18 protein-coding genes and 1 pseudogene are annotated in these 19,546 nt (G+C 38.6%); 16 read left to right on the top strand and 3 right to left on the bottom strand.

The window, feature by feature from the left end:
• The first annotated feature begins 432 nt into the window (after nt 1-432).
• The 9 genes and pseudogenes from FGL31_RS20965 to FGL31_RS20935 all read left to right on the top strand — a co-directional run bounded on the left by FGL31_RS20965 (nt 433) and on the right by FGL31_RS20935 (nt 8,504).
• Nucleotides 433-777 (top strand): hypothetical protein, encoded by a 345-nt coding sequence (locus FGL31_RS20965; RefSeq protein WP_138094242.1) that lies wholly within the window; start codon nt 433-435, stop codon nt 775-777.
• Nucleotides 778-820: 43 nt separating this feature from the next.
• Entirely contained in the window at nt 821-1,978 is a 1,158-nt protein-coding gene (locus tag FGL31_RS20960; RefSeq protein ID WP_138094240.1) for a glycoside hydrolase family 20 protein, read from the top strand.
• 94 nt (nt 1,979-2,072) lie between these two features.
• Nucleotides 2,073-2,906 carry a glycosyltransferase gene (locus tag FGL31_RS20955; RefSeq protein ID WP_138094238.1) on the top strand — a complete coding sequence of 278 codons (834 nt, stop codon included), beginning with the start codon at nt 2,073-2,075 and terminating at the stop codon, nt 2,904-2,906.
• The gene (locus FGL31_RS28490) at nt 2,903-3,265 is read left to right on the top strand and encodes an NAD-dependent epimerase/dehydratase family protein (RefSeq protein WP_262709199.1); all 363 of its coding nucleotides are present in this window, start codon (nt 2,903-2,905) and stop codon (nt 3,263-3,265) included. The genes FGL31_RS20955 and FGL31_RS28490 overlap by 4 nt, the downstream gene beginning before the upstream one ends.
• Before the next feature lie 22 nt (nt 3,266-3,287).
• Nucleotides 3,288-3,812 (top strand): annotated as a pseudogene (locus tag FGL31_RS28485) (Rossmann-fold NAD(P)-binding domain-containing protein); the annotation flags it as partial.
• 5 nt (nt 3,813-3,817) lie between these two features.
• Nucleotides 3,818-4,789: an MraY family glycosyltransferase gene (locus tag FGL31_RS20945; protein WP_138094236.1), complete on the top strand. Its 972-nt coding sequence runs from the start codon at nt 3,818-3,820 to the stop codon at nt 4,787-4,789.
• 550 nt (nt 4,790-5,339) lie between these two features.
• Nucleotides 5,340-6,095 (top strand): polysaccharide biosynthesis/export family protein, encoded by a 756-nt coding sequence (locus FGL31_RS20940; RefSeq protein ID WP_138094234.1) that lies wholly within the window; start codon nt 5,340-5,342, stop codon nt 6,093-6,095.
• Between the two features lie 17 nt (nt 6,096-6,112).
• Nucleotides 6,113-6,697 carry a Wzz/FepE/Etk N-terminal domain-containing protein gene (locus FGL31_RS26985; protein WP_232047050.1) on the top strand — a complete coding sequence of 195 codons (585 nt, stop codon included), beginning with the start codon at nt 6,113-6,115 and terminating at the stop codon, nt 6,695-6,697.
• Nucleotides 6,621-8,504, top strand: a complete 1,884-nt coding sequence (locus FGL31_RS20935) for a GumC family protein (RefSeq protein WP_232047049.1) — start codon at nt 6,621-6,623, stop codon at nt 8,502-8,504. The genes FGL31_RS26985 and FGL31_RS20935 overlap by 77 nt, the downstream gene beginning before the upstream one ends.
• 207 nt (nt 8,505-8,711) lie before the next feature.
• On the opposite strand, the gene FGL31_RS26980 is transcribed toward FGL31_RS20935, so the two are convergent.
• Both FGL31_RS26980 and FGL31_RS26975 read right to left on the bottom strand, forming a co-directional pair.
• Complete coding sequence (locus FGL31_RS26980) at nt 8,712-9,146, bottom strand: hypothetical protein (protein ID WP_232047048.1); 435 nt, start codon at nt 9,144-9,146, stop codon at nt 8,712-8,714.
• 25 nt (nt 9,147-9,171) lie between these two features.
• Nucleotides 9,172-9,315 (bottom strand): hypothetical protein, encoded by a 144-nt coding sequence (locus FGL31_RS26975; RefSeq protein ID WP_232047047.1) that lies wholly within the window; start codon nt 9,313-9,315, stop codon nt 9,172-9,174.
• Nucleotides 9,316-9,588: 273 nt separating this feature from the next.
• Between FGL31_RS26975 and FGL31_RS20925 the strand changes: the two genes are divergently transcribed.
• Both FGL31_RS20925 and FGL31_RS20920 read left to right on the top strand, forming a co-directional pair.
• Nucleotides 9,589-10,134, top strand: coding sequence for a DUF6266 family protein (locus FGL31_RS20925; RefSeq protein ID WP_138094232.1), 546 nt, complete (start codon nt 9,589-9,591; stop codon nt 10,132-10,134).
• Between the two features lie 295 nt (nt 10,135-10,429).
• Nucleotides 10,430-12,349 (top strand): polysaccharide biosynthesis protein, encoded by a 1,920-nt coding sequence (locus FGL31_RS20920; protein WP_138094230.1) that lies wholly within the window; start codon nt 10,430-10,432, stop codon nt 12,347-12,349.
• 131 nt (nt 12,350-12,480) lie between these two features.
• Here the strand turns inward: FGL31_RS20920 and FGL31_RS20915 are convergent, their stop codons facing one another.
• Nucleotides 12,481-12,705, bottom strand: coding sequence for a helix-turn-helix transcriptional regulator (locus tag FGL31_RS20915; protein WP_138094228.1), 225 nt, complete (start codon nt 12,703-12,705; stop codon nt 12,481-12,483).
• A gap of 854 nt (nt 12,706-13,559) precedes the next feature.
• Between FGL31_RS20915 and FGL31_RS20910 the strand changes: the two genes are divergently transcribed.
• The 5 genes from FGL31_RS20910 (at nt 13,560) to FGL31_RS20895 (ending at nt 19,417) form a co-directional block, all read left to right on the top strand.
• Nucleotides 13,560-14,042 (top strand): TlpA family protein disulfide reductase, encoded by a 483-nt coding sequence (locus FGL31_RS20910; RefSeq protein WP_138094226.1) that lies wholly within the window; start codon nt 13,560-13,562, stop codon nt 14,040-14,042.
• A gap of 200 nt (nt 14,043-14,242) precedes the next feature.
• Nucleotides 14,243-14,440, top strand: coding sequence for a hypothetical protein (locus FGL31_RS20905; RefSeq protein WP_138094224.1), 198 nt, complete (start codon nt 14,243-14,245; stop codon nt 14,438-14,440).
• 300 nt (nt 14,441-14,740) lie between these two features.
• A complete protein-coding gene (locus FGL31_RS20900; RefSeq protein WP_138094222.1) occupies nt 14,741-17,314 on the top strand; it encodes a TonB-dependent receptor plug domain-containing protein in 2,574 nt (857 codons plus the stop codon).
• The gene (locus FGL31_RS22840) at nt 17,271-18,041 is read left to right on the top strand and encodes a hypothetical protein (RefSeq protein WP_171017752.1); all 771 of its coding nucleotides are present in this window, start codon (nt 17,271-17,273) and stop codon (nt 18,039-18,041) included. Before FGL31_RS20900 ends, FGL31_RS22840 begins: the two co-directional genes overlap by 44 nt.
• Nucleotides 18,038-19,417: a RagB/SusD family nutrient uptake outer membrane protein gene (locus tag FGL31_RS20895; RefSeq protein ID WP_138094220.1), complete on the top strand. Its 1,380-nt coding sequence runs from the start codon at nt 18,038-18,040 to the stop codon at nt 19,415-19,417. Before FGL31_RS22840 ends, FGL31_RS20895 begins: the two co-directional genes overlap by 4 nt.
• Nucleotides 19,418-19,546: the final 129 nt, after the last annotated feature.

The raw sequence follows: 19,546 nt of genomic DNA, 5'->3' as shown, positions 1-19,546 counted from the left end.
TTGCTGGAGAGGATCAAGAAGTGCAAATTAACTGTATGCTGAGTAGTAGATATATTCATTATATAGGTGAGATATTCTTTGTTTACCAAAATGCAATCAGAATCTTTTATGAAAAGCAAATTTTCTGGAGAAGAGAATAACTTCTATGAATGTTTTCAAAAGATTAGAGTCTAATGAGGAAGTTTTAAAATTATCAGAAACTTTAAAAAGAAGTTTTTACACCTATTTTGCTTTAGAATATTTCTCACTTTTGAAACACGGGAGTTATTCAAATAACATGTCTTTAATTGAAAAAGTGTTAGTCCACAAATCTATTCTTGAAAATAAATTTGATTTCCCCAGTAATTCACAAGCAATAAAAGTTCGACTATTGTCTCTTTGGCATAGGAATTAGTTTAAGGTCATTAATATCTTTTTTAAAAAAAACATAAAATGAAATTATTCATATCAATTATTTTTTTATTCATATTAACATTCCAAGCAAATTGTTCAACCATTCAATTATGGCGGCAAAATTCTTCAAACTATAGTATAATATTGCCATCAAATTCGAATGCGGATTTGAAAAAGGGAGCTTCCATTTTACAAAAATATATTCAACAAAAATCAGGTATTAATTTTCCAATAATTGATGAACAAAAATATAAAGGAAGTAGTGGAATTTATATTGGTCAAACTCGATACTCTAAATCAAAGTTTAATACCAATAGTCTATCCGATCGGGGTTATTACATTGGTCAAGATGGAAATAATATTCTATTAATAGGAAAAAACTGAACGAGGAAGTCTTAATTCAATATTTGGTTTTTTAGAAAAGTATTTGGACATCGAATTACTATCGAAAAATGATGTTTATTTTTCTAAAGAAAACCAAAAAACAATCGATATAAAAAATCAATATTTTAATCCAAGCTTTGAAAGGATGGATATTTTTAATGCCATATCTTATACAGATTTATATGGGTTTTGGTATGGGAATGATCATTTGTTTAAAAACAATTTTGATTCCGAGTGGGGAATTTTTGGTCATACATTTTTTGCAATTATTCCTCCAAGCAAGTATTTAAAGTCTAATCCCGATTTCTTTTTATATGATAAAGGTTCTCCTTCACAATTAAATATTTATAATTCAAAATTAGTTGAAGAGGTTAAGAAAAACTTAAAGGAATTGATGAGTAAAAAGCCAAATAAAAAATATTGGATGGTTGGTCAAGAAGATGATAAAACATTTTTCGGAAAAAATAAATCTTCTAATTTGTCAAATGATTTGATGAAATTTATAAATAATATTGCAAGTTCTTTTCCAGATAAAATAATTGGTACATTCGCCTATCAGGAAAGTCTAAGTGCTCCAACTAATATCAAGCCACTGACAAATGTATATGTTTGTTTTGCACCAATAGATGCTGTTTATAATCAAAATATTTATTCAGGTGTAAATATTAAATATTCGAATGAACTAATTAAATGGAGTGAACTCACAAAAAATTTAATGGTTTGGGAATATGTGAGCAATTATTCAAATCCAATGATGCCATATCCAACTTTCAATGTCATCAGTGAAAATTTAAAATTCTATCACAAAACTGGTGTTAAAAGAATATATTTAGAAGGTATTAATAGAAATGAGGAAGTATTCAATGAGTTATATACTTATTTATTTAATAAATTATATTGGAACATTAATCAGGATCCAAATTTTATAGTTAAAGATTTTTGTAATAAATTTTATGGTCCGGCCGGTAATTATATTGTTAAATATATTACTGAGTTGCAAAATAATGTTAAGAATACTGGCGATAGATTTCGATTTTACGACACAAGCAATAAATATCTTGATAGTAAATATTTAAATAATTACGATGCAATTTTAGCCGATGCCAGTAAATCGGTTGACAGCAGTCCTATATTTCTTAAAAGAGTAAATAAAGTAAGGTCTCAAATTGATATAAATATAATGGGGGGGAAATTTGAATAAGGGAGACAATAGATCAAAAAGATTCAAGCAAACTATGAAGGATACAGAAGTTTCTTCACTAATGTTCAAAGGTAAAAGTATAAAAGTTCAATAAATATATGGTTGGTTTTTTCTGTTCTACTTTCGGTTTTATCATAAGGAAAAACCGGAATATTTAAAATTAGCTTTAAATAGCACTGTAAATCAATCATTGGTTCCAAATGAAATTGTTTTAATTAAAGACGGAAAGTTAGGTGATGAACTTGAAAATGTTATTAATTCTTTTACAAAGGACTTTCCTAAAATTTTCAAAGTAATTGAATTGCCAGAAAATAGGGGATTGGGTAATGCTTTATCTATTGGCGTCAGTCACTGTTCATTTGATGTAATTGCTAGGATGGATACAGATGATATAGCTCGGTTTAATCGTTTCGAAACGCAGTATAAATTTTTAGAAGAACATCCTGAAATTGATGTTGTCGGTAGTAATATAGAAGAATTTAATAATGTTCCTGGAGATTTAAAAAGATTTAAGATTTCTCCAGAAAATCATGAAGACTTAATTAGCCAAATAAAATTAAAATCCCCTTTCAACCACCCATCTATAATGATGAGGAAATCTTCCTTAATAAAATCTGGTAGTTATAATGGTGATATTCTACTGTTTGAGGATTATTCCTTATTCTTAAGAATGTGGATGGCAGGTTTGAAGTTTTATAATATTCAAGATGTACTTTTGGATTTTAGGGTTGGAGATGGTATAGCTACTATTAAAAGAAGAAGTGGAAAACACTATTTGGAAAAAGAATCTAAATTTTTAGATTATGCAAAGCAAATAGGTGCATATAGCAGTTGGGATGTAGTAAAATACAAAACTTTAAAGTTTCCAATAAGGTTGTTACCAGCTCCACTAGTTTTGTTCATTTATAATAAGTTCCTTAGAAAATGATAATTTTAATTACTGGGGTTACAGGTTTTGTTGGTAAGAATTTAAAAGAATATTTATCTAATGGCAGCAATCAAATACTTTCTTTGCCATTAAGAAATGACAATTGGGAAGAATACTTTGATTTTAATTGCGATGCTTTAATTCATTTAGCTGGAAAAGCTCATGACCTAACAAATAGTTTAAATGATGAAGAATATTATAAAGTTAATAGAGATTTAACTATTAATATTTTCGAGAAATTTCTAAAATCTAATATCAGAGATTTTATATTTTTTAGTTCAGTTAAAGCTGCTGCTGATACTGTTGACGGAGTGTTGACAGAAAAATTACCCTTTATCTCCAAAGACTGCCTATGGTAAATCAAAATTAGAAGCAGAAAAATACCTTCTCAATAAAGACCTTCCTTTTGGAAAAAGACTTTTCATTATTCGCCCATGTATGATTCATGGACCGGGAAACAAAGGAAATTTGAACTTACTATATAATGTTGTTAAAAAAGGAATTCCTTGGCCGCTAGGAAAGTTTCATAATTGCAGGTCATTTTTATCTATAGATAATTTATGTTATTTAATAGCCCAAATTTTGGAGAATAAAGAGGTTAAATCTGGGATTTATAATTTTGCAGATGATAAATCAATTTCTACAAATGCGTTAGTAAAGATTATCTCGGAAGCAATAGGCGAAAAAGAAAAAATTTGGAACGTTAATAAAAACTTTATTAAATTAATTTCCAAATTAGGCGATATTCTTTCTTTTCCATTAAATTCTGAAAGATTAAAAAAACTTACTGAATCTTATGTGGTTTCAAATAAAAAAATTAAAAAAGAATTAAATTTAACAGTACTTCCTATCTCATTAGAAGATGGAATTAAAAAAACTATTCAGTCATTTTCAAATAAAAAATAGTATAGATGGAATATTTCGTGATTTTGGTAGGTCTTATAGTTTTAGAGTTGCTGTATTTTAAAGTCGCTGATAAATATAATATTATAGATAAGCCAAATTTAAGATCGTCACATACAGAAGTAACAATAAGAGGTGGCGGTGTAATATTTTATTTTGGAGCATTAGCATATTTTTTTTATTCAGGATTTAATTATCCTTGGTTTTTTTTGGGATTAACTTTAATGACGGTGATCTCATTTTTGGACGACATATTAACATTGTCAAATAAAATTAGGTTATTATTTCATTTCGGTTCTGTTTTACTAATGGTTTATCAACTAGAAGTATTTGATTTACCTTGGTATTATTTAATTATTACCTTCATTATAGTTGTTGGAGTGATTAATGCTTATAATTTTATGGATGGTATTAATGGTATCACTGCAATTTATAGCCTCACAGTAATTATTTTATTAATCATAGTAAATAATTATGAAAAATTTATTGATCAGGATTTACTGATATTTTCAATGATCAGCATACTAGTTTTTGGATATTTTAATTTTAGGAAAGTAGCAAAAACATTTGCTGGAGATGTGGGTTCCGTATCTATAGCTTTTATTATATTATTTTGCCTTGGAGCATTAATAATAAAAACTGGAAATTTGATTTATATTTTGTTTTTGGCTCTTTATGGAATTGATACAATTTGGACTATAATTAGAAGATTGTCTTTGAATGAAAATATATTTGAAGCACATCGTTCACATTTATATCAATATTTAAGCAATGAAGCTGGAGTGAATAAATTATTTGTTTCATTTACATATGGTATAATTCAATTTGTAATAGGTGTTTTAGTTATTTTAGTCTCAGGTTTAAGTTCAACCATTCAAATAACTTTTTCAATCATTTTATTATTGTTTTTAAGTGGAATCTATCTATGGATTAAAGACTATATAATTAAAGTATATGTGTTAAAAAATATTCAAAAATGATAAAAATTATCCAAGGAGTATAGCAAGTGATAATAGAGGTCAAATTAGATTTGTAAATGATTTTGATATGTCTCTAGTCAAAAGATTTTTATTTAATTAAAAATTCAGATACTAATCCTAGTAGAGGATGGAGGGCTCATAAGATTGAGAAAAGGTGGTTTTATGCTATTTCAGGTAGTTTTTTATTAAGTTTTGTAAAAAATTGATGATTGGAATTGTCCGAATCAATTATCAGAGATTGATCAAATTTTAATAAATTCTGAAGAAAATAAATTGGTCTATTTTCCTCCAGGGTTTGGTACAGTATTTAAGGCTCTAGAACCTAACCAGTGAATTGTTAGTTTTTGCTGATCATTTATTAGATCATGCAGATAAAGATAATTATACTTATCCATTGGATTATTTTTTAAAATTTAATAACTCATGTTATTAGTTTTAAAAGCTTTTTAATAACATAGAAATTGTTAGAATATTAAATTTATTAACTTATTTTATTAATTATATTAACTTGGATTGATTTTTGATAATCCTGACCATTAAAAATAAATATATGCGTATTTTTCTGTTTATAATAGTTGGACTAAGTTTATTTTCTTCTTGTGCTTCAAGAAAGGATTTAGTCTATTTTCAACCAGATTCAACAGCCTTGAACTCTAGTTTTAATATAAATGCACCTACTTTGAAACCTGGTGATATATTAACGATTTCAGTTTCTGCAGATGATGAAAAGGCTGCGCTACCATTCAATCAAATTGGTGCATATCAAAATGGGGTATTTCAAAATACTAGTTTGTTTGTTCCTACTTATACTATTGATGCAAATGGCGATATAAATTTTCCGAAATTAGGTAATATTAAATTAGCTGGATTGACAAGGGTAGGTGCGATAAATTTATTAAAATCTAAAATTTCCCAATATATAATTGACCCGGGAGTAAACATAAATATTCAAAATTTCAGAATTACTGTTTTAGGCGAAGTTGTACGTCCTGGTGCTTTTCCCGTTCAAAATGATAGGATAACAATTCTGGAGGCATTAGGAATGGCTGGTGATTTGACAATAAATGGAGTTCGAAAAAATGTACTAGTAATAAGAGAAGAAGATGGAGTTAAAAAAGAATATAGAGTCGATTTAACTAAACGAGATGCTCTAAATTCACCAGTATATTATCTAGCCCAAAATGATGTAATTTATGTGGAACCTAATGGTGCTAGAGTTCAATCCTCAAAATATACACAAAACACTTCCGTTTTTGTTTCCATTGCAAGTTTAATTATAACTATCGTTGCGGTAATTGTTCGCTAATTTTTCAATATATTAAAATGGTTAATTCGTCAAATCAAGACAATTTAAGTAAGGAAAATCAAGAAATAAATTTAAAACATTTATTTGAGCAATATATTTATTATTGGAAGTGGTTTTTTGTATCTGTTTTGTTATTCGGTATTTTAGCATTGATTTATCTTCGATATGCCGATAAAATATATAAAGTTGATTCAAAAATTTTGTTGCAAGACGAAAGTAAAGCCACAGGAGAGCTATCTGGATTAACCGAAATAGCAAATCTTACTGGAGGTCCTGCTTCTGCTTTTGTAATGGACCAGATTGATGTAATTAAATCTAGAAGAATATTTAGGAAAGTTGTTGATCAAAATCGATTAAATATTGTATATCAGTATAAAGGAAATGTTAAAAACTCTGAATTAACTGAGCAACAATCCCCAGTGAAATTAGTTGTTTTAGATCCAAATAATTCTAAACTAGATTCAATAAAATACAGTTTTACTTTATCTCAGAAAAATGGAGAATTTTTATTTGATGATGAAATTAATGGACCAAGAAAAATACTCTTTAGGTCAGAAGATATCTTCCCCCTTAGGACAATTGATGATTTTGCCACAAAATAACAAAAAGTTGTATAATGACTTAATCATCAGTTTTTCCCCTGTTAATAGTATTGTTGAAGATTTGATGAAGGATGTTATTGTTGAGCCCAATAATGAAAAACAATCTTATGTTGTAAATTTTTCACTTGAAAGCAAAAATATAAGTAAAGCTGAATTGATTTTGAATTCCTTAATTGATCAATATAATAAAGATGTAACCAATGACAGGTCACAACTTACTAGAGCGACATCTGATTTTATTGATTCAAGATTAGAAATTATTTCTAAAGATCTTGCAGCGGCAGATTCTAAAGTTGCTGATTATAAAGACAACAATAATTTGGTTGACATGAACTCTGAAGTTCAACTATATATGCAAAATGCTTCAGAAAACGAAAAGAAACTAATTGAATTTGAAACTCAACTTCAATTAGCTGATATGATGAGGCAAGCAGTAAATCCTTCTAATCCTCAACTATTGCCTTCTAATATTGGATTAAATGATTTATCAGTAGAAAATACTGTGAAGAATTATAACGATTTAATTTTGGAAAGAGAGGATTTATTAAAATCTGCCACACCTGAAAATCCCGTAGTTCAAAATATAACTAAAAATATTAATGAAATTGGAGCAAATTTAGGTACTTCTTTAAATAATTATAGACAGGTTCTGCAAAGTAATGTAAATTCTTTAAGAAGTCAAAAAAATAAATTTGAAGGAAAGTTAAATCAGTTGCCTAATCAAGAAAGAGGGTTTAAAGACATCTCTAGGCAGCAACAGATTGTTGAATCTTTATACTTATTCTTATTACAAAAGAGAGAAGAAACTGAAATTAAAGCCTCAGCTACTCCCGCAAATCTTAAAGTGATTGATGAAGCGTACGGTTCTGATAAACCTGTTGCTCCAAGAAAAGTAATTATTTTGTTAGGATCTTTGATTATAGGATTTCTTCTACCTCTTGGTATTCTTTATCTAAAATTCTTAATGGACAATAAGGTTCATTCAAGGAAAGATATTGAGGAGAAATTCAATGCTCCTATATTAGGCGAGATTCCGGCTTCTGATGATCCAGTAGTTAAAGATAATGATAGGTCTTCATTAGCAGAAGCATTCCGGATCTTGCGCACCAATATTGCTTTTATGTTGGGAGCAAAGAAGGATTCAGCTGTAATCTTTGTAACTTCAACTACATCAGGTGAAGGTAAATCATTTGTTTCTACTAATCTTTCCAGAATTCTAGCTATGTCTGGTAAGAGAGTTTTATTGATTGGTGCTGATATTCGTTCTCCAAAAGTATTGGATTATCTAGGCTTATCCCATTTACAGCATACCAATATTGGTATTACACAGTATTTGATCAATCCGGATATGCCTGTGGATAATATTATTATACGCAAGCCTGCCCCTTATGATTTTGATATTATCTATTCAGGATATATTGCTCCTAACCCGGCAGAGCTTTTGATGAATGGCCACTTTAAAGAAGTAATTGAGTACGGACGTGAAAATTATGACTTTGTTATTGTAGATACAGCTCCAGTGAGTTTAGTAACCGATACCTTATTAATCTCTGAATTTGCAGATCTGACTATGTATGTTACTAGAGCGAATTACCTAGATAAACGCTTATTGAATGTTCCTAAGGAACTATATGAAGATGGCAAACTTCGCAATATGGCAGTTGTTTTAAATGATGTTGACTTTGCTAGGGGATATGGATATGGTTATGGCTACGGTTATGGTTATGGCTATGTTGATGCGAGTTCAGTATCATTAAGAGCTAAAATTGGTAAGCAATTTAAAAAGCTTTTCAAAAAGAAAAAATAATGAACATTAAATAATTGAACTTACAGGTTTCAATTATTTGTTATAAATTTATTGAATCATTAATTGGCATCCACACGTTAATTTTGATTTTTCGTAAGTCCAATGAATTATTTCATTGGACTTTTCTTTTGAAGTTTACGACCACAAGCGCATGTTTTTCACAAATTATTATTTGGTAACAATCTGGTAATCAATACTTAATATTATTTATTCGATAAATAATTGATTAAATATTAAATTTATATTGTTTAATGAGAAGGTTTGATTTAATTTGTTTAATCCAATATTTATAGTTCGAATAGCGACAAATACTTCAACATTCGTTACTTCGCCTGTATCACGGTCGACGATCTGGAGCTTCTTTCCAGCAAAGTCTATGAACATTTCCTGGCCGGCAACATGGTCGAGCTTCATGGAGCCTTTTTCTACAGGATATTTACGGCGGTAATGCTCTAGAAACTGCGTATAGCTATATGGATCTTTGCTCTGTTCGACATATTGCTGATAGTGATACAGAAATGTGAAGCCAGGGTGGTGACGGGCTCTGTTTACACCCTCGAAAAACAGCATCAGCTCATTGTGACGGTCAGTATCGATCGTAGTATAGGAAGAAAATAGTTCAGCTAAAGCGGCATTGTCCAACTCCAGAAGAGACGTGAAAGGGTAATCACTGGCAGAGAACAGTTTGATATAGGTATTTACCGGTATTGCGTGAAATACCCAAAATGACGGCTATTCTACGATTGCTCAAACCATCAATATGTAATGTAAGGATCTGTTTTAAGTCCATTGGATCAAGTATATTGGCCATGTCGCTGATTTTTTTTTGGCGACAAGGTAATTTATTGATCTCAGAAAGTGGCACAAATCAAACCGTAAACCACTGCTGTTTAGACAGTAGTGACATAGATGATGATTGACGGACGGTGGCACAAATCGAACCGTAAAGTCAAATTAAGGAGAGAATATGTAACCAAAAGTTTCTCAAAAACTAATAATGGCACAAATCGATCCGTAACATACTAAATCATTACTAATCATATGGCACATTTTGAACCGTAATAACTGGCACTAACAGACTTAAATGACTGGCAGTGAGCCCTCGGAAAAGCAGATGCTGCAGCGACATAAGTTCAGGGTAGGTCTGGATTTTATGAAGATGGTGAAGCAGGCATTTGAGGTTGGGCATATCGGTGTTAGGTTTACCAGGACAACTGTGTACTCAGAAACTTTTGGGCATGTCCTGAATGATGTGATCGTAGGAGAATATCCCAATTTCAGGATCGATCACAGCAAGGTAGAGATCAGTAAGGGACCTTTGTTGCGGCTGCATGACCTCAAATGGGCCAGTACTGCGGAGGGAAAGATCAAGGTGAGCTGGAGCAATGACCGGAACCTGTTCAATTCTGACGATACCGACCAGGTCATCGTGTTGCTGATGGACAAGGAAAGGGAGTTGGTCTGGCTGTATGGAGCGGTTCAGCGCAAGGACCTGATGATGGAGCTGAGTCTGACATCAAGCTCAGACCGGAAGAATTTAATTGCTTGGGCCTTTGTGTACAATGAGGAATCTCGGAGGTGTTCCGACAGTGAATTCCTATCGGAGATCACAGAAGAAGTGGTAGAGTAAGAAGATGGGAGGGTAGACCTCCCATTTTTTTCTGATATAATCTAAAATTAAGTTCTTGTTAAATTATTCATTACATTGTTTTCACGTAGTTTATATTTCTATCTTTGTAAAAGATTTAATCAATCTAATTAGAGTACACTAACGAATTTAACCATAACTTGCTAAAAAACAATTGATAGTATTTTTACGTCATCTTGTGGCACTAACTTTGTAGATGTTTACTTTGATACACGACACACGGACCTACTCCCAAAATAGGTTTGGCTTTAATTTTAAAGGAAAATATTAGTAGTTAATGGACATAGTTGGACTGAGAAAGTATTTCAAGAAAGACAGCCCTAGGTGGGTTATCTTGCTGATCGATATGATGATAGTGATTTTTTGCTTTTTCCTATCGAATTTTGTGATTAATAGTTTCAAGGGAAGATTCACTGTGGAGCTGATGGTCAAGAAGTCCATTTTGATCGGGGCTGTTTACTACTTGTCCTTTCTATATTTCAAGACATATCGCGGTATTGTAAGGCAGACTGGTTTTCGGGATGCTTGGGGGATTTTCAAGGCTGTATTTGCGGCTTGGGCTGTGCTGATGTTGGTTTCAACGGTTATACGCTTCAATTATGAGCGTACGGCGGAAATCAGTGAATACCTACGTCCATCGTATGCCGTATTGTTTACACATGCATTCTTTACAACGGTATGTCTGGTGGCGGCAAGGATTTTTTACCGCACCATCTATGAGAGCTTTTTCTTTAGCGGTCGTGAGGTTGAGAATGTGCTGATCTTTGGTGCCGGCAATATGGGAAACACCACCTTGAACTTATTGCGCAATGATACGCGCAGAAAGGTAAAGGTGGTGGCATTTGCAGATGATAATCCCAACAGAATCGGTAAGATGATCAATGGCTATAAGATTATAAGCATGGTTCGCTTGACGAAGGAATTTGTTGAGAAACTGAAGGTGGACAGCATCATTATCGCGTTGGATGACAACAACAAGGAAAGGGTTTCACGTATTTCTTCTCAAATAGAGCCATTGCCAGTTAAGCTGAAGATCATGCCTACTTCGGCAAGGTTGATGAGTGGCAAGGTAGCTACTCGACAATTGCGTACCTTGAAGATCGATGATCTATTGGGCAGGGAGGCCATAAAACTTGAGAATCCTGTTGTCCATGAAATGATGCGCGAACGCGTGATCTTGGTTACGGGTGGAGCGGGATCTATTGGCTCAGAGCTGGTTCGTCAGATCAGCTTTACGGATTTTGATAAGCTGTTAGTTATAGACCAGGCTGAGTCAGCACTATATGATATTCAGCAGGAGTTAAAGGCGAACTGCCACAAGGATACTTTATTTATGGTCGGCAATGTTCGCGATCGTCAGTTTATGGAATCTGTCTTTGAACATTATAGACCACAGATTGTATTCCATGCAGCTGCCTATAAGCATGTTCCTTTGATGGAGCAGAATCCTTATGAGTCTATCTTGACCAATGTTTGGGGTTCAAAGAACCTTGCCGACATGGCTGATAAATATGGGGTTGAGAAATTCGTGATGGTATCTACGGACAAAGCGGTGAACCCAACGAATGTCATGGGGGCAACGAAGAGAGCAGCGGAAATCTATGTCTCTGCACTGAACAGACAGAGCAAAACCAATTTTATTGTGACTCGTTTTGGGAACGTTTTGGGCTCGAACGGTTCGGTTATTCCATTGTTTGAGAAGCAGCTGAAACGTGGTGGTCCATTGACAGTAACCCATCAAGATATTACGCGTTATTTTATGACCATTCCGGAGGCCTGTCAATTAGTGCAGGAGGCTGCGGTAATGGGTCAGGGCGGTGAGATTTATGTATTCGATATGGGACAACCTGTCAAGATCATGGATCTTGCGATACGTATGATCCGACTGAAAGGTTATAATTATCCTGAAGACATCGGTATTGAAGTGACAGGCCTGCGTCCGGGTGAAAAGATCTATGAGGAGCTGCTAGCGGACAATGAAAACACCACCAAAACGCATCATCAGAAAATTATGATCGCCAGGGTAAGGACCGAAGAACTGGATGTCAATAAGCAACGAATTGAGCACCTATGTGCTCAAGTAGCCAACCAATTCGCTAACCATAACCCAATGGTATTGGTTGAGCTAATCAAGGAAATCGTACCAGAATATATCTCACAGAATTCTATTTTTGAGAAGCTCGATAAAATTAATTAAATTATGTGTTTTAGTCGGCTAGTTACAGATGATGTCAGAAATATAATAAGTTTCAAAAAAATTATTTCGCAAGAGATCATGTACTTGAAAAAATTTTTATATTTTTTGTATTCTACAATTTTTCGATATTTCTACGATTTTTTATTCATCCATTCACTTGGATAGAGTAAGTCTCTAATATCTACTTGCAAAAACTCTGCTAAGTCGTTTAATGTATTTAAAGTAGGTTGTTGTTTATTATTAATCCATCGTGAAACTGTTTCTTTCTTTATTTTAAAATGGATTATTAAATCTTTATTTTTTAAGCCTTTCTCCTCTAAAATTTCTCTTATTCGATTGATTTTCTTAGGTGACATATTTTTTTTATTTTTTGTTGATTTTTAAAATCAACTTTATTATATTTGTAATGACGTGATAATGTATGTCAAAAAGTTTGAGCAGTAATTAGAATTAACTAATTAATACAACGAGTCTCCAACTTCTCAATTGGAACCTGGGATGGAGGCAGTAAGGTTATGCTCATTTCCTACGATTTATTATATTTTTGTATATATTTACGTAGGAGTGGGCCTTACTGTGAATCCGCTTTCAGGTTCCGCCTAGGATTGCCTAGGTCTGACCTAAGGTCACAGCCTTAGTGAGAAGAGCGGTGGATCGTAAGGTTTCACTCCTTACGTATTACTTGACTCGTTCCATGATAAACCAAATAAATTATGTGGACGAAAACTATTGAAGCAAGAAAAAAAATGTTTTTGATGATCCAAGATCATCATTGCATTTTCTCCGAGAAACAATTAATAAAGAACATATTCTGTTCGCCCGAATAATAGTCGGTCAATATAGCAGGATGCAAAAGGTGCTTTCGAATTGCAGTTTCAGGCCAATCCCTCTAGTATTCCTGTTCCACCAGTCCCCTTCTTAAAACAAGTGGCAAGGGCAACTTTGCAGAAAGTTAATATCAGCATCATGATTTATTTCTCGACAATCTAAATCTAGGCTAATTTTTTCATTCTGTCAAGTGTATCGGATATAGTTTTCAGGTCAATTTGATCTGGAAGGGGGCTGGTTATTGTTCAATTTGACAAAAAAGCAATTCATTTTAAAGCCTTCATTGCAAAAAAATGAATGCTTTTTGCCATAAGATATAAACCTGTGAAGATTTTTTCAGTGCTCTCACAAAGGACTGAAACTTCACGTAACCAAATAACCAATGCTGAATTTGAACCAAAAAAGATTTAGTAAGACGATTACGACCAAGAACCGGCCGAGCGATCCGTTTGATGGTTCCTCCGCTTCTTGGAAAAAGATTGCGAAAGCGATTTTGCTGACCCTATGTTTCAGTTTGTTTAATAATCAGTTAGTAGTAGCCCAAGATCCCCACGAGAGTGGGGGCGATGGGCCCAACGAGATCCTTCCGATTCAGGCAGGACAGACGCTCCCGGAATCCATGTGGGAAGTGCCGCTGAACGTGACAAGGCATCCCCAGGGGAAACACAGGGTAAGTCTCAACGATTTCAGGGACAAGAAACTGATTATCCTGGACTTTTGGGCAACGTGGTGCTCCCCGTGCGTGGCCATGATCCCAAAAAACGTAGCGTTGAAGAAAAAATTGGAAAAGGACCTGGAAGTGATCATGCTCACCGACCAGGCCAAAGACCTTGTGTCGGCTTTTCTGGAACGGGTAGAACAGTAAGGCAGGCTGATCCAGCAAGTATGGAATAATTAGGCAACCAGGATTTCCATAAGATTTTAAATAGACTGCATTGCCAATGGCAACGATCATATAAGAGGGGTATACAAAAGGGCTGTTTTTGGAAATGAGCATACGGCGGAAATGATTGAGCTTGTGCGAGGAAGCAGATGGGATGATATATTTCTTTAAGAGACCGCAGATTGCCACAGGATATAAGTAAGATAGGGAAAGATTACTGCACATTGACAGAAATAGAGGCGGGCAGGGGTCCATTTACTTTCGATCGGTGCTGGATGGCTACATTCTTTCCATGGCCAGAGGAAAGTTTGTTCACCAATACTGATGAAGGAGAATGGAACCGAGTGGTCCTCAACATGACTCTTCAAATTTTCTATTAGTTCGAAGATGGTAAAAGTAGGAGCATGTTCTATCCTATCCCGCCACAATAAACTTGTGATGGCAGGCAGATCACCGCTTATCTCTCCCTGAAAAAGGGGAAGGTTGCATTGGATCGGACAAACGTGGGAACCCAACTCTGTTGCAAGCAAGGGGGATGTACATTTTAAGATAAGAATCGATACGACCATGAAGGATGCCTTGTATGGCTGGCCCCCAATAAGGGAAAATTGGACAATTGATCGATTTTTATTTTTCTATTGCAAACAGCATGGATAACCTTTAGAAACCAAATTAACACTATGCAAAATAAAACTTTAAAAAATGCAATACCTAAGTTTTTGATAAGGAGTTCATCAGCAGTGAAACCTTTCATCAATGAAAATTATTGCCTGAAAGGGAATTTTCTCTTTCCTATCCTTCTAACGATAGGTTTCTTTCTTCTGGGCAATCAGCTGGTCGCCCAAGAACACCTAACAATGGAAACAAAAGGTAAATTGGCCACCGGGACAGTCCTGGATGCCGTTACTGGTAAACCCGTTCAAGGGGTCAGCATCCGGGGACTGGAAGTAGAGGCCAAGACCGACAGCAAGGGACGGTTCCAGCTGCCATCGGACTCTTCCGAACGAAAGATATCTCTGAGCCATGTTGGGTACAGGGATACGGCAATTTTATTGAACCCATCGACCTTACCGATGGAGATCATGTTGGTGCCCGTGGCCAACATGATCGAGCAGGTAGAGGTCGTGAGTACCGGATACCAGCAGATACCCCGCGAAAGGGCTACCGGTAGCTTTGCTCTAGTGGACAGCAGGACCCTGCAGCGCAGCCCGTCCATGAACATTCTTTCCAGGCTGAACGGGGTCACCAACGGGTTGCTCTTGGACAGGAATACGGGCAATGCCGATGGAATGAGCATTCGGGGCAGGAGTACGCTTTTCTCATCAACGAGGCCATTGGTGGTCGTCGATAATTTTCCCTATGAGGGGGATATCAACAGCCTGAATCCAAGTGATATAGAAAGTGTGACGGTGCTGAAGGATGCCACCGCTGCCTCCATATGGGGCGTAAGGTCTGCCAATGGCGTGATCGTGATCACCACCAAGAAAGCAAAAGAGACCTTCAGCGCTGAGTTTTCATCAAATCTCACCGTTTCAGACCGGCCCGATCTTTTCTATCAGAAACGCATAGGGTCCGCGGAGCTGATCGAGCTGGAGAGTTTCCTCTTCTCCAAGGGTGAATACACCCGGGCCCTCAACAGCAGCTACGAGGACGTTTCGCCCGTTGTGGACCTGCTGGATCGCCTGGGAAAGGGTGAGATATCATCCGGCCGTGCAGAAGGCCTTTTGCAGCAGTATGCAGGGGTAGACAACAGGAAGGACCTGTCCCAAATCTTCTATAGGCCAAAATTCGAGCAGCAATATTATCTGGGCCTATCCTCATCGTCCAGATCTGTGCGCAGTACCATGAGCGTGGGATATGACCGTTCCCTCAAAGAAACGGTATCTGTGGACCAGCAGCGATTGAACCTGAGGGCATCCAGCCAATGGAAGGATGCATCGGACAGGTTTGGCGCGGAAATGAACTTGTGGTATTCCGGCAACAGCAACAGAAATGGGAATGCGCTGGGATTTAGTCCCAGGTTTCCCTATGAAAGGCTGTTGGGGGACGATGGGGCTCCCTTGGAGGTTTCAGCTGCCGGAACGCTCAGGAAATCCTATACCGATACCGTGGGAAATGGAATGCTCCTGGACTGGAAATACCGACCCGTGGAGGAGCTTCGGGGCGAGTGGAACAGCTACTCCCGCAGCGACCGCAACCTGAGGTACGATTTTGGTGCAAGGGGAGCCATTTACCGTTCCCTGGCGCTGAAGGTCAACTTCCTCTCCAGCACGGGTTGGCAGGACTGGAGCACACTCTATGACCCAAGTTCCTTCTTTGTGAGGAACATGGTCAACCAGTTTTCCAGCATCGATCCATCCACAGGTACAGTGACCAGGCCGGTCCCCTTGGGCGCGATAATGGACCGAGGGACGGTTCGCTCGGATTCCAGGTACGGGCGCGCGCAGCTAGACTGGAACGAGACGCTCTGGGAAGACCATAGGCTTAGCGGTCTTTTGGGTGCCGAGTGGAGGCAGGACAGGGTCCGTTCGGAGAGCCCCGGTTATATCTATGGATATGACAGTGACCTGGAAAATTTTGCCGAGGTGGACATATTCAGCTTCTTTCCCATATACCATAACGGTGACTACAGGAGGATCGAGCGGTATGGTTCCCTTAGAAGGCAGGTGGACAACAACAGGTCTTGGTTCGGCCTGATGTCCTATACTTTCAGGGACAACCTCACGGTGACCGCAAGTGCACGGAAGGATGCCTCCAACATCTTCGGTGTCTCCGCCAACCAGAAGGGGGTACCGCTATGGTCCCTGGGCACTTCCTACTCCTTCCAGGACCTTTTGGGGTGGCCGCCCCTTGAGGGGCTGAAGTTGAGGGTTACCTATGGCTACAACGGGAACGTCGACAAGAGTACAACGGCATTCCTGACCTCTGTGCTCTACCAGAACAGGAACCTCTGGGGGAGCCCCGCGGACCGGATCACCAATCCGCCAAACAGTGCCCTGAGATGGGAGCGTGTATCCAATTTGAACATTGGCCTCGATTTCCAGGCCTTGGGCAACCGATTTGGGGGGTTCCCTGGAATATTACATCAAGCGCGGCAAGGACCTGATGGGAAACAGCCCCATAGCCCCTCAGACCGGGGTTACCGAGTTCTATGGCAACGTTGCCCGGACCAAGACCCGGGGCATCGACGCCCAGGTATGGGTCGACTGGGTGAGCTCCGGGGCGGCCAGGTTCAGGACAGACCTGATCTATAACCACACCAGGGACCGCGTCGTTGATTACTATGCTGCCACAAGTACGAATTCCGACGTGGTGACCGCTTCGGGCATCTTCCCTATTGCCGGCAACCCCATCAACTCTCTGGTCCTCTACCGGTCTGCCGGCCTTGACCATAAGGGCGACCCGATGGGATATCTCGGGGGCAAAGAGTCTGACGAGTACAGCGGGATACTGAACGGCTTCGAAAGGGATGCCCTAATCGTGATGGGCTCGATGTCACCGACCCATTACGGCAGTTTGCGGAACACGCTGTCCTTCAAGGGTTTTGAGGTATCCTTCCAGCTCCTTTACAAGCTGGGGAACTACCTTCGAAGGACCAATTCCATGAATTCCTCGGAACTGATCGCCGGACGCTACACCTTCTCGGATTACCATCGCAGGTGGCAGCGGCCGGGGGATGAGGCAACCACACAGGTTCCCAGGTTCGTCTATCCCAGGGATTTGAACAGGGAGGAGTTCTACCAGCATTCCTCTGTCCTGGCCTATAGTGGAAGCGCCGTCAGGTTACAGGATCTCAGGGTTTCCTATGCCGTCCTGCCCTTTGCTTCACATAGAAAGGCAGAACTGCAGCTTTTCCTGCACGCCAATAATCTGGGCATCATCTGGAGGGCCAATGGGGAAGGGCTGGATCCGGATATAGGGGACGGAATCCCATCACCTTTTGAAATGACTCTTGGTATTAAATTAAACTACTGGAAATGATGAAAAGATCAATATTTTATTTTACAGCACTGCTCTCGCTGCTGGGATGCTCGGCAGAATTCCTGGAAGAGAGGCCCAACAGTAACGTCATCGTTCCTAGCTCACCGGATGATTTCCAGCGGCTGCTGGACAACTTTACGGCCGTGGGCTATACCAGCGCACTTCCCCACCTGAGCGCGGACGAATATTTCATAACCTCAGAATCGGACTGGCTCTCCAGCAGGTCGGCCACCGAGCGCAATGCCTATGTCTGGGAGCGGGACGTTTTTGGAGGGGAGGTCGCAAGGGAAGACTGGAACGCTCCCTACAGGACCGTTTTCTACGCCAACAGCATAATCGATGGGGTACAGAAGCAGACCGGTGGCCTCATCCAGGGCGGCCAGTACGCTGAGGTCTACGGACAGGCCCATTTTCACAGGGCAAGGGCAAATTATGACCTGCTCAAGAACTTCTCTGTACCCTTCGACTCACTCACCCAGTCATCGGATTTGGGCATACCCCTGCGCAGGGACCCTTCGGTCGATGCCCTGATGCCAAGGGCCAGCGTTCAGGAGTGCTACGCTTCGGTCTTTGCAGATCTACAGCAGGCACTCGCTCACCTGAAGAGCTATGGACCGCTCCCAGAGAGGAACAGGCCCACCAGGTTGGCCGTCTTTGCGCAGCTCTCAAGGATATATCTGTACAGGGGAGAGTTCCATCTGGCAGAGAGGTATGCCGACAGCGTCCTGAATCGCTACGACAGGCTGATCGATTACAATTCGGTTTCCACGGAAACCAATACACCATTTTCCCTGACCAACGATGAGCTGATTCTGTACGGTGCCACCAACAGCTACAACAACGCATCCCAGCTCAACCAGGGCGGGACGGTGTTCGTGGACACTTCGCTGATGGCGCTGTACGATACGGGAGACCTGAGGCGCAGCGTCTTTTTCAGGGAGGTCCTACCCGGCAGGCACATCGTGAAGAGGGGCTACAACGGGAGTGGGCTCAGCCCGTTCAATGGACTGGCCGTCGATGAGGTCCTGCTCATAAAGGCAGAGTGCCTGGTGCGCAGGGGGCACCTGCATGGCGCGGAGGTCCTCTACAACAGGCTGCGCAAGCACAGGTATTCCCTTGGCTCGTACGCCAGCACAACATTCCTTGAGGCATCCTCTGCCCTTGAGTTGGTCCTGCTGGAGAGGAGGAAGGAACTGGTCTGGAGGGGGATCCGCTGGGACGACATCAAGAGGCTGAACGGCCGTGGCGCAGGCCTCGTGCTCAGACGGACATTGGGCGGAAAGGTACATACCCTTGAGCCCACCTCCGGGAGGTACGTTTTCAATATCCCCCAGGACGAAATAAACAGGAGCGGAATCGCCCAGAACGAAAGATAGATAACACTAAAAAAATAAATGAGATGAAAAAATCAAAAAAAATCAAATTGCACCAATTCTGCCTGGCGCTGGTGGTTTCCCTATGGACAACCTGCAGTTTAGGGCAGAAAGTTTTCATGGGGAGCGTTG

The organism is Sphingobacterium daejeonense (assembly GCF_901472535.1).
Lineage (GTDB): Bacteria > Bacteroidota > Bacteroidia > Sphingobacteriales > Sphingobacteriaceae > Sphingobacterium > Sphingobacterium daejeonense.
The sequence above is the reverse complement of the archived record's forward strand: the minus strand, read 5'-3'. Positions and strand labels throughout refer to the sequence as shown.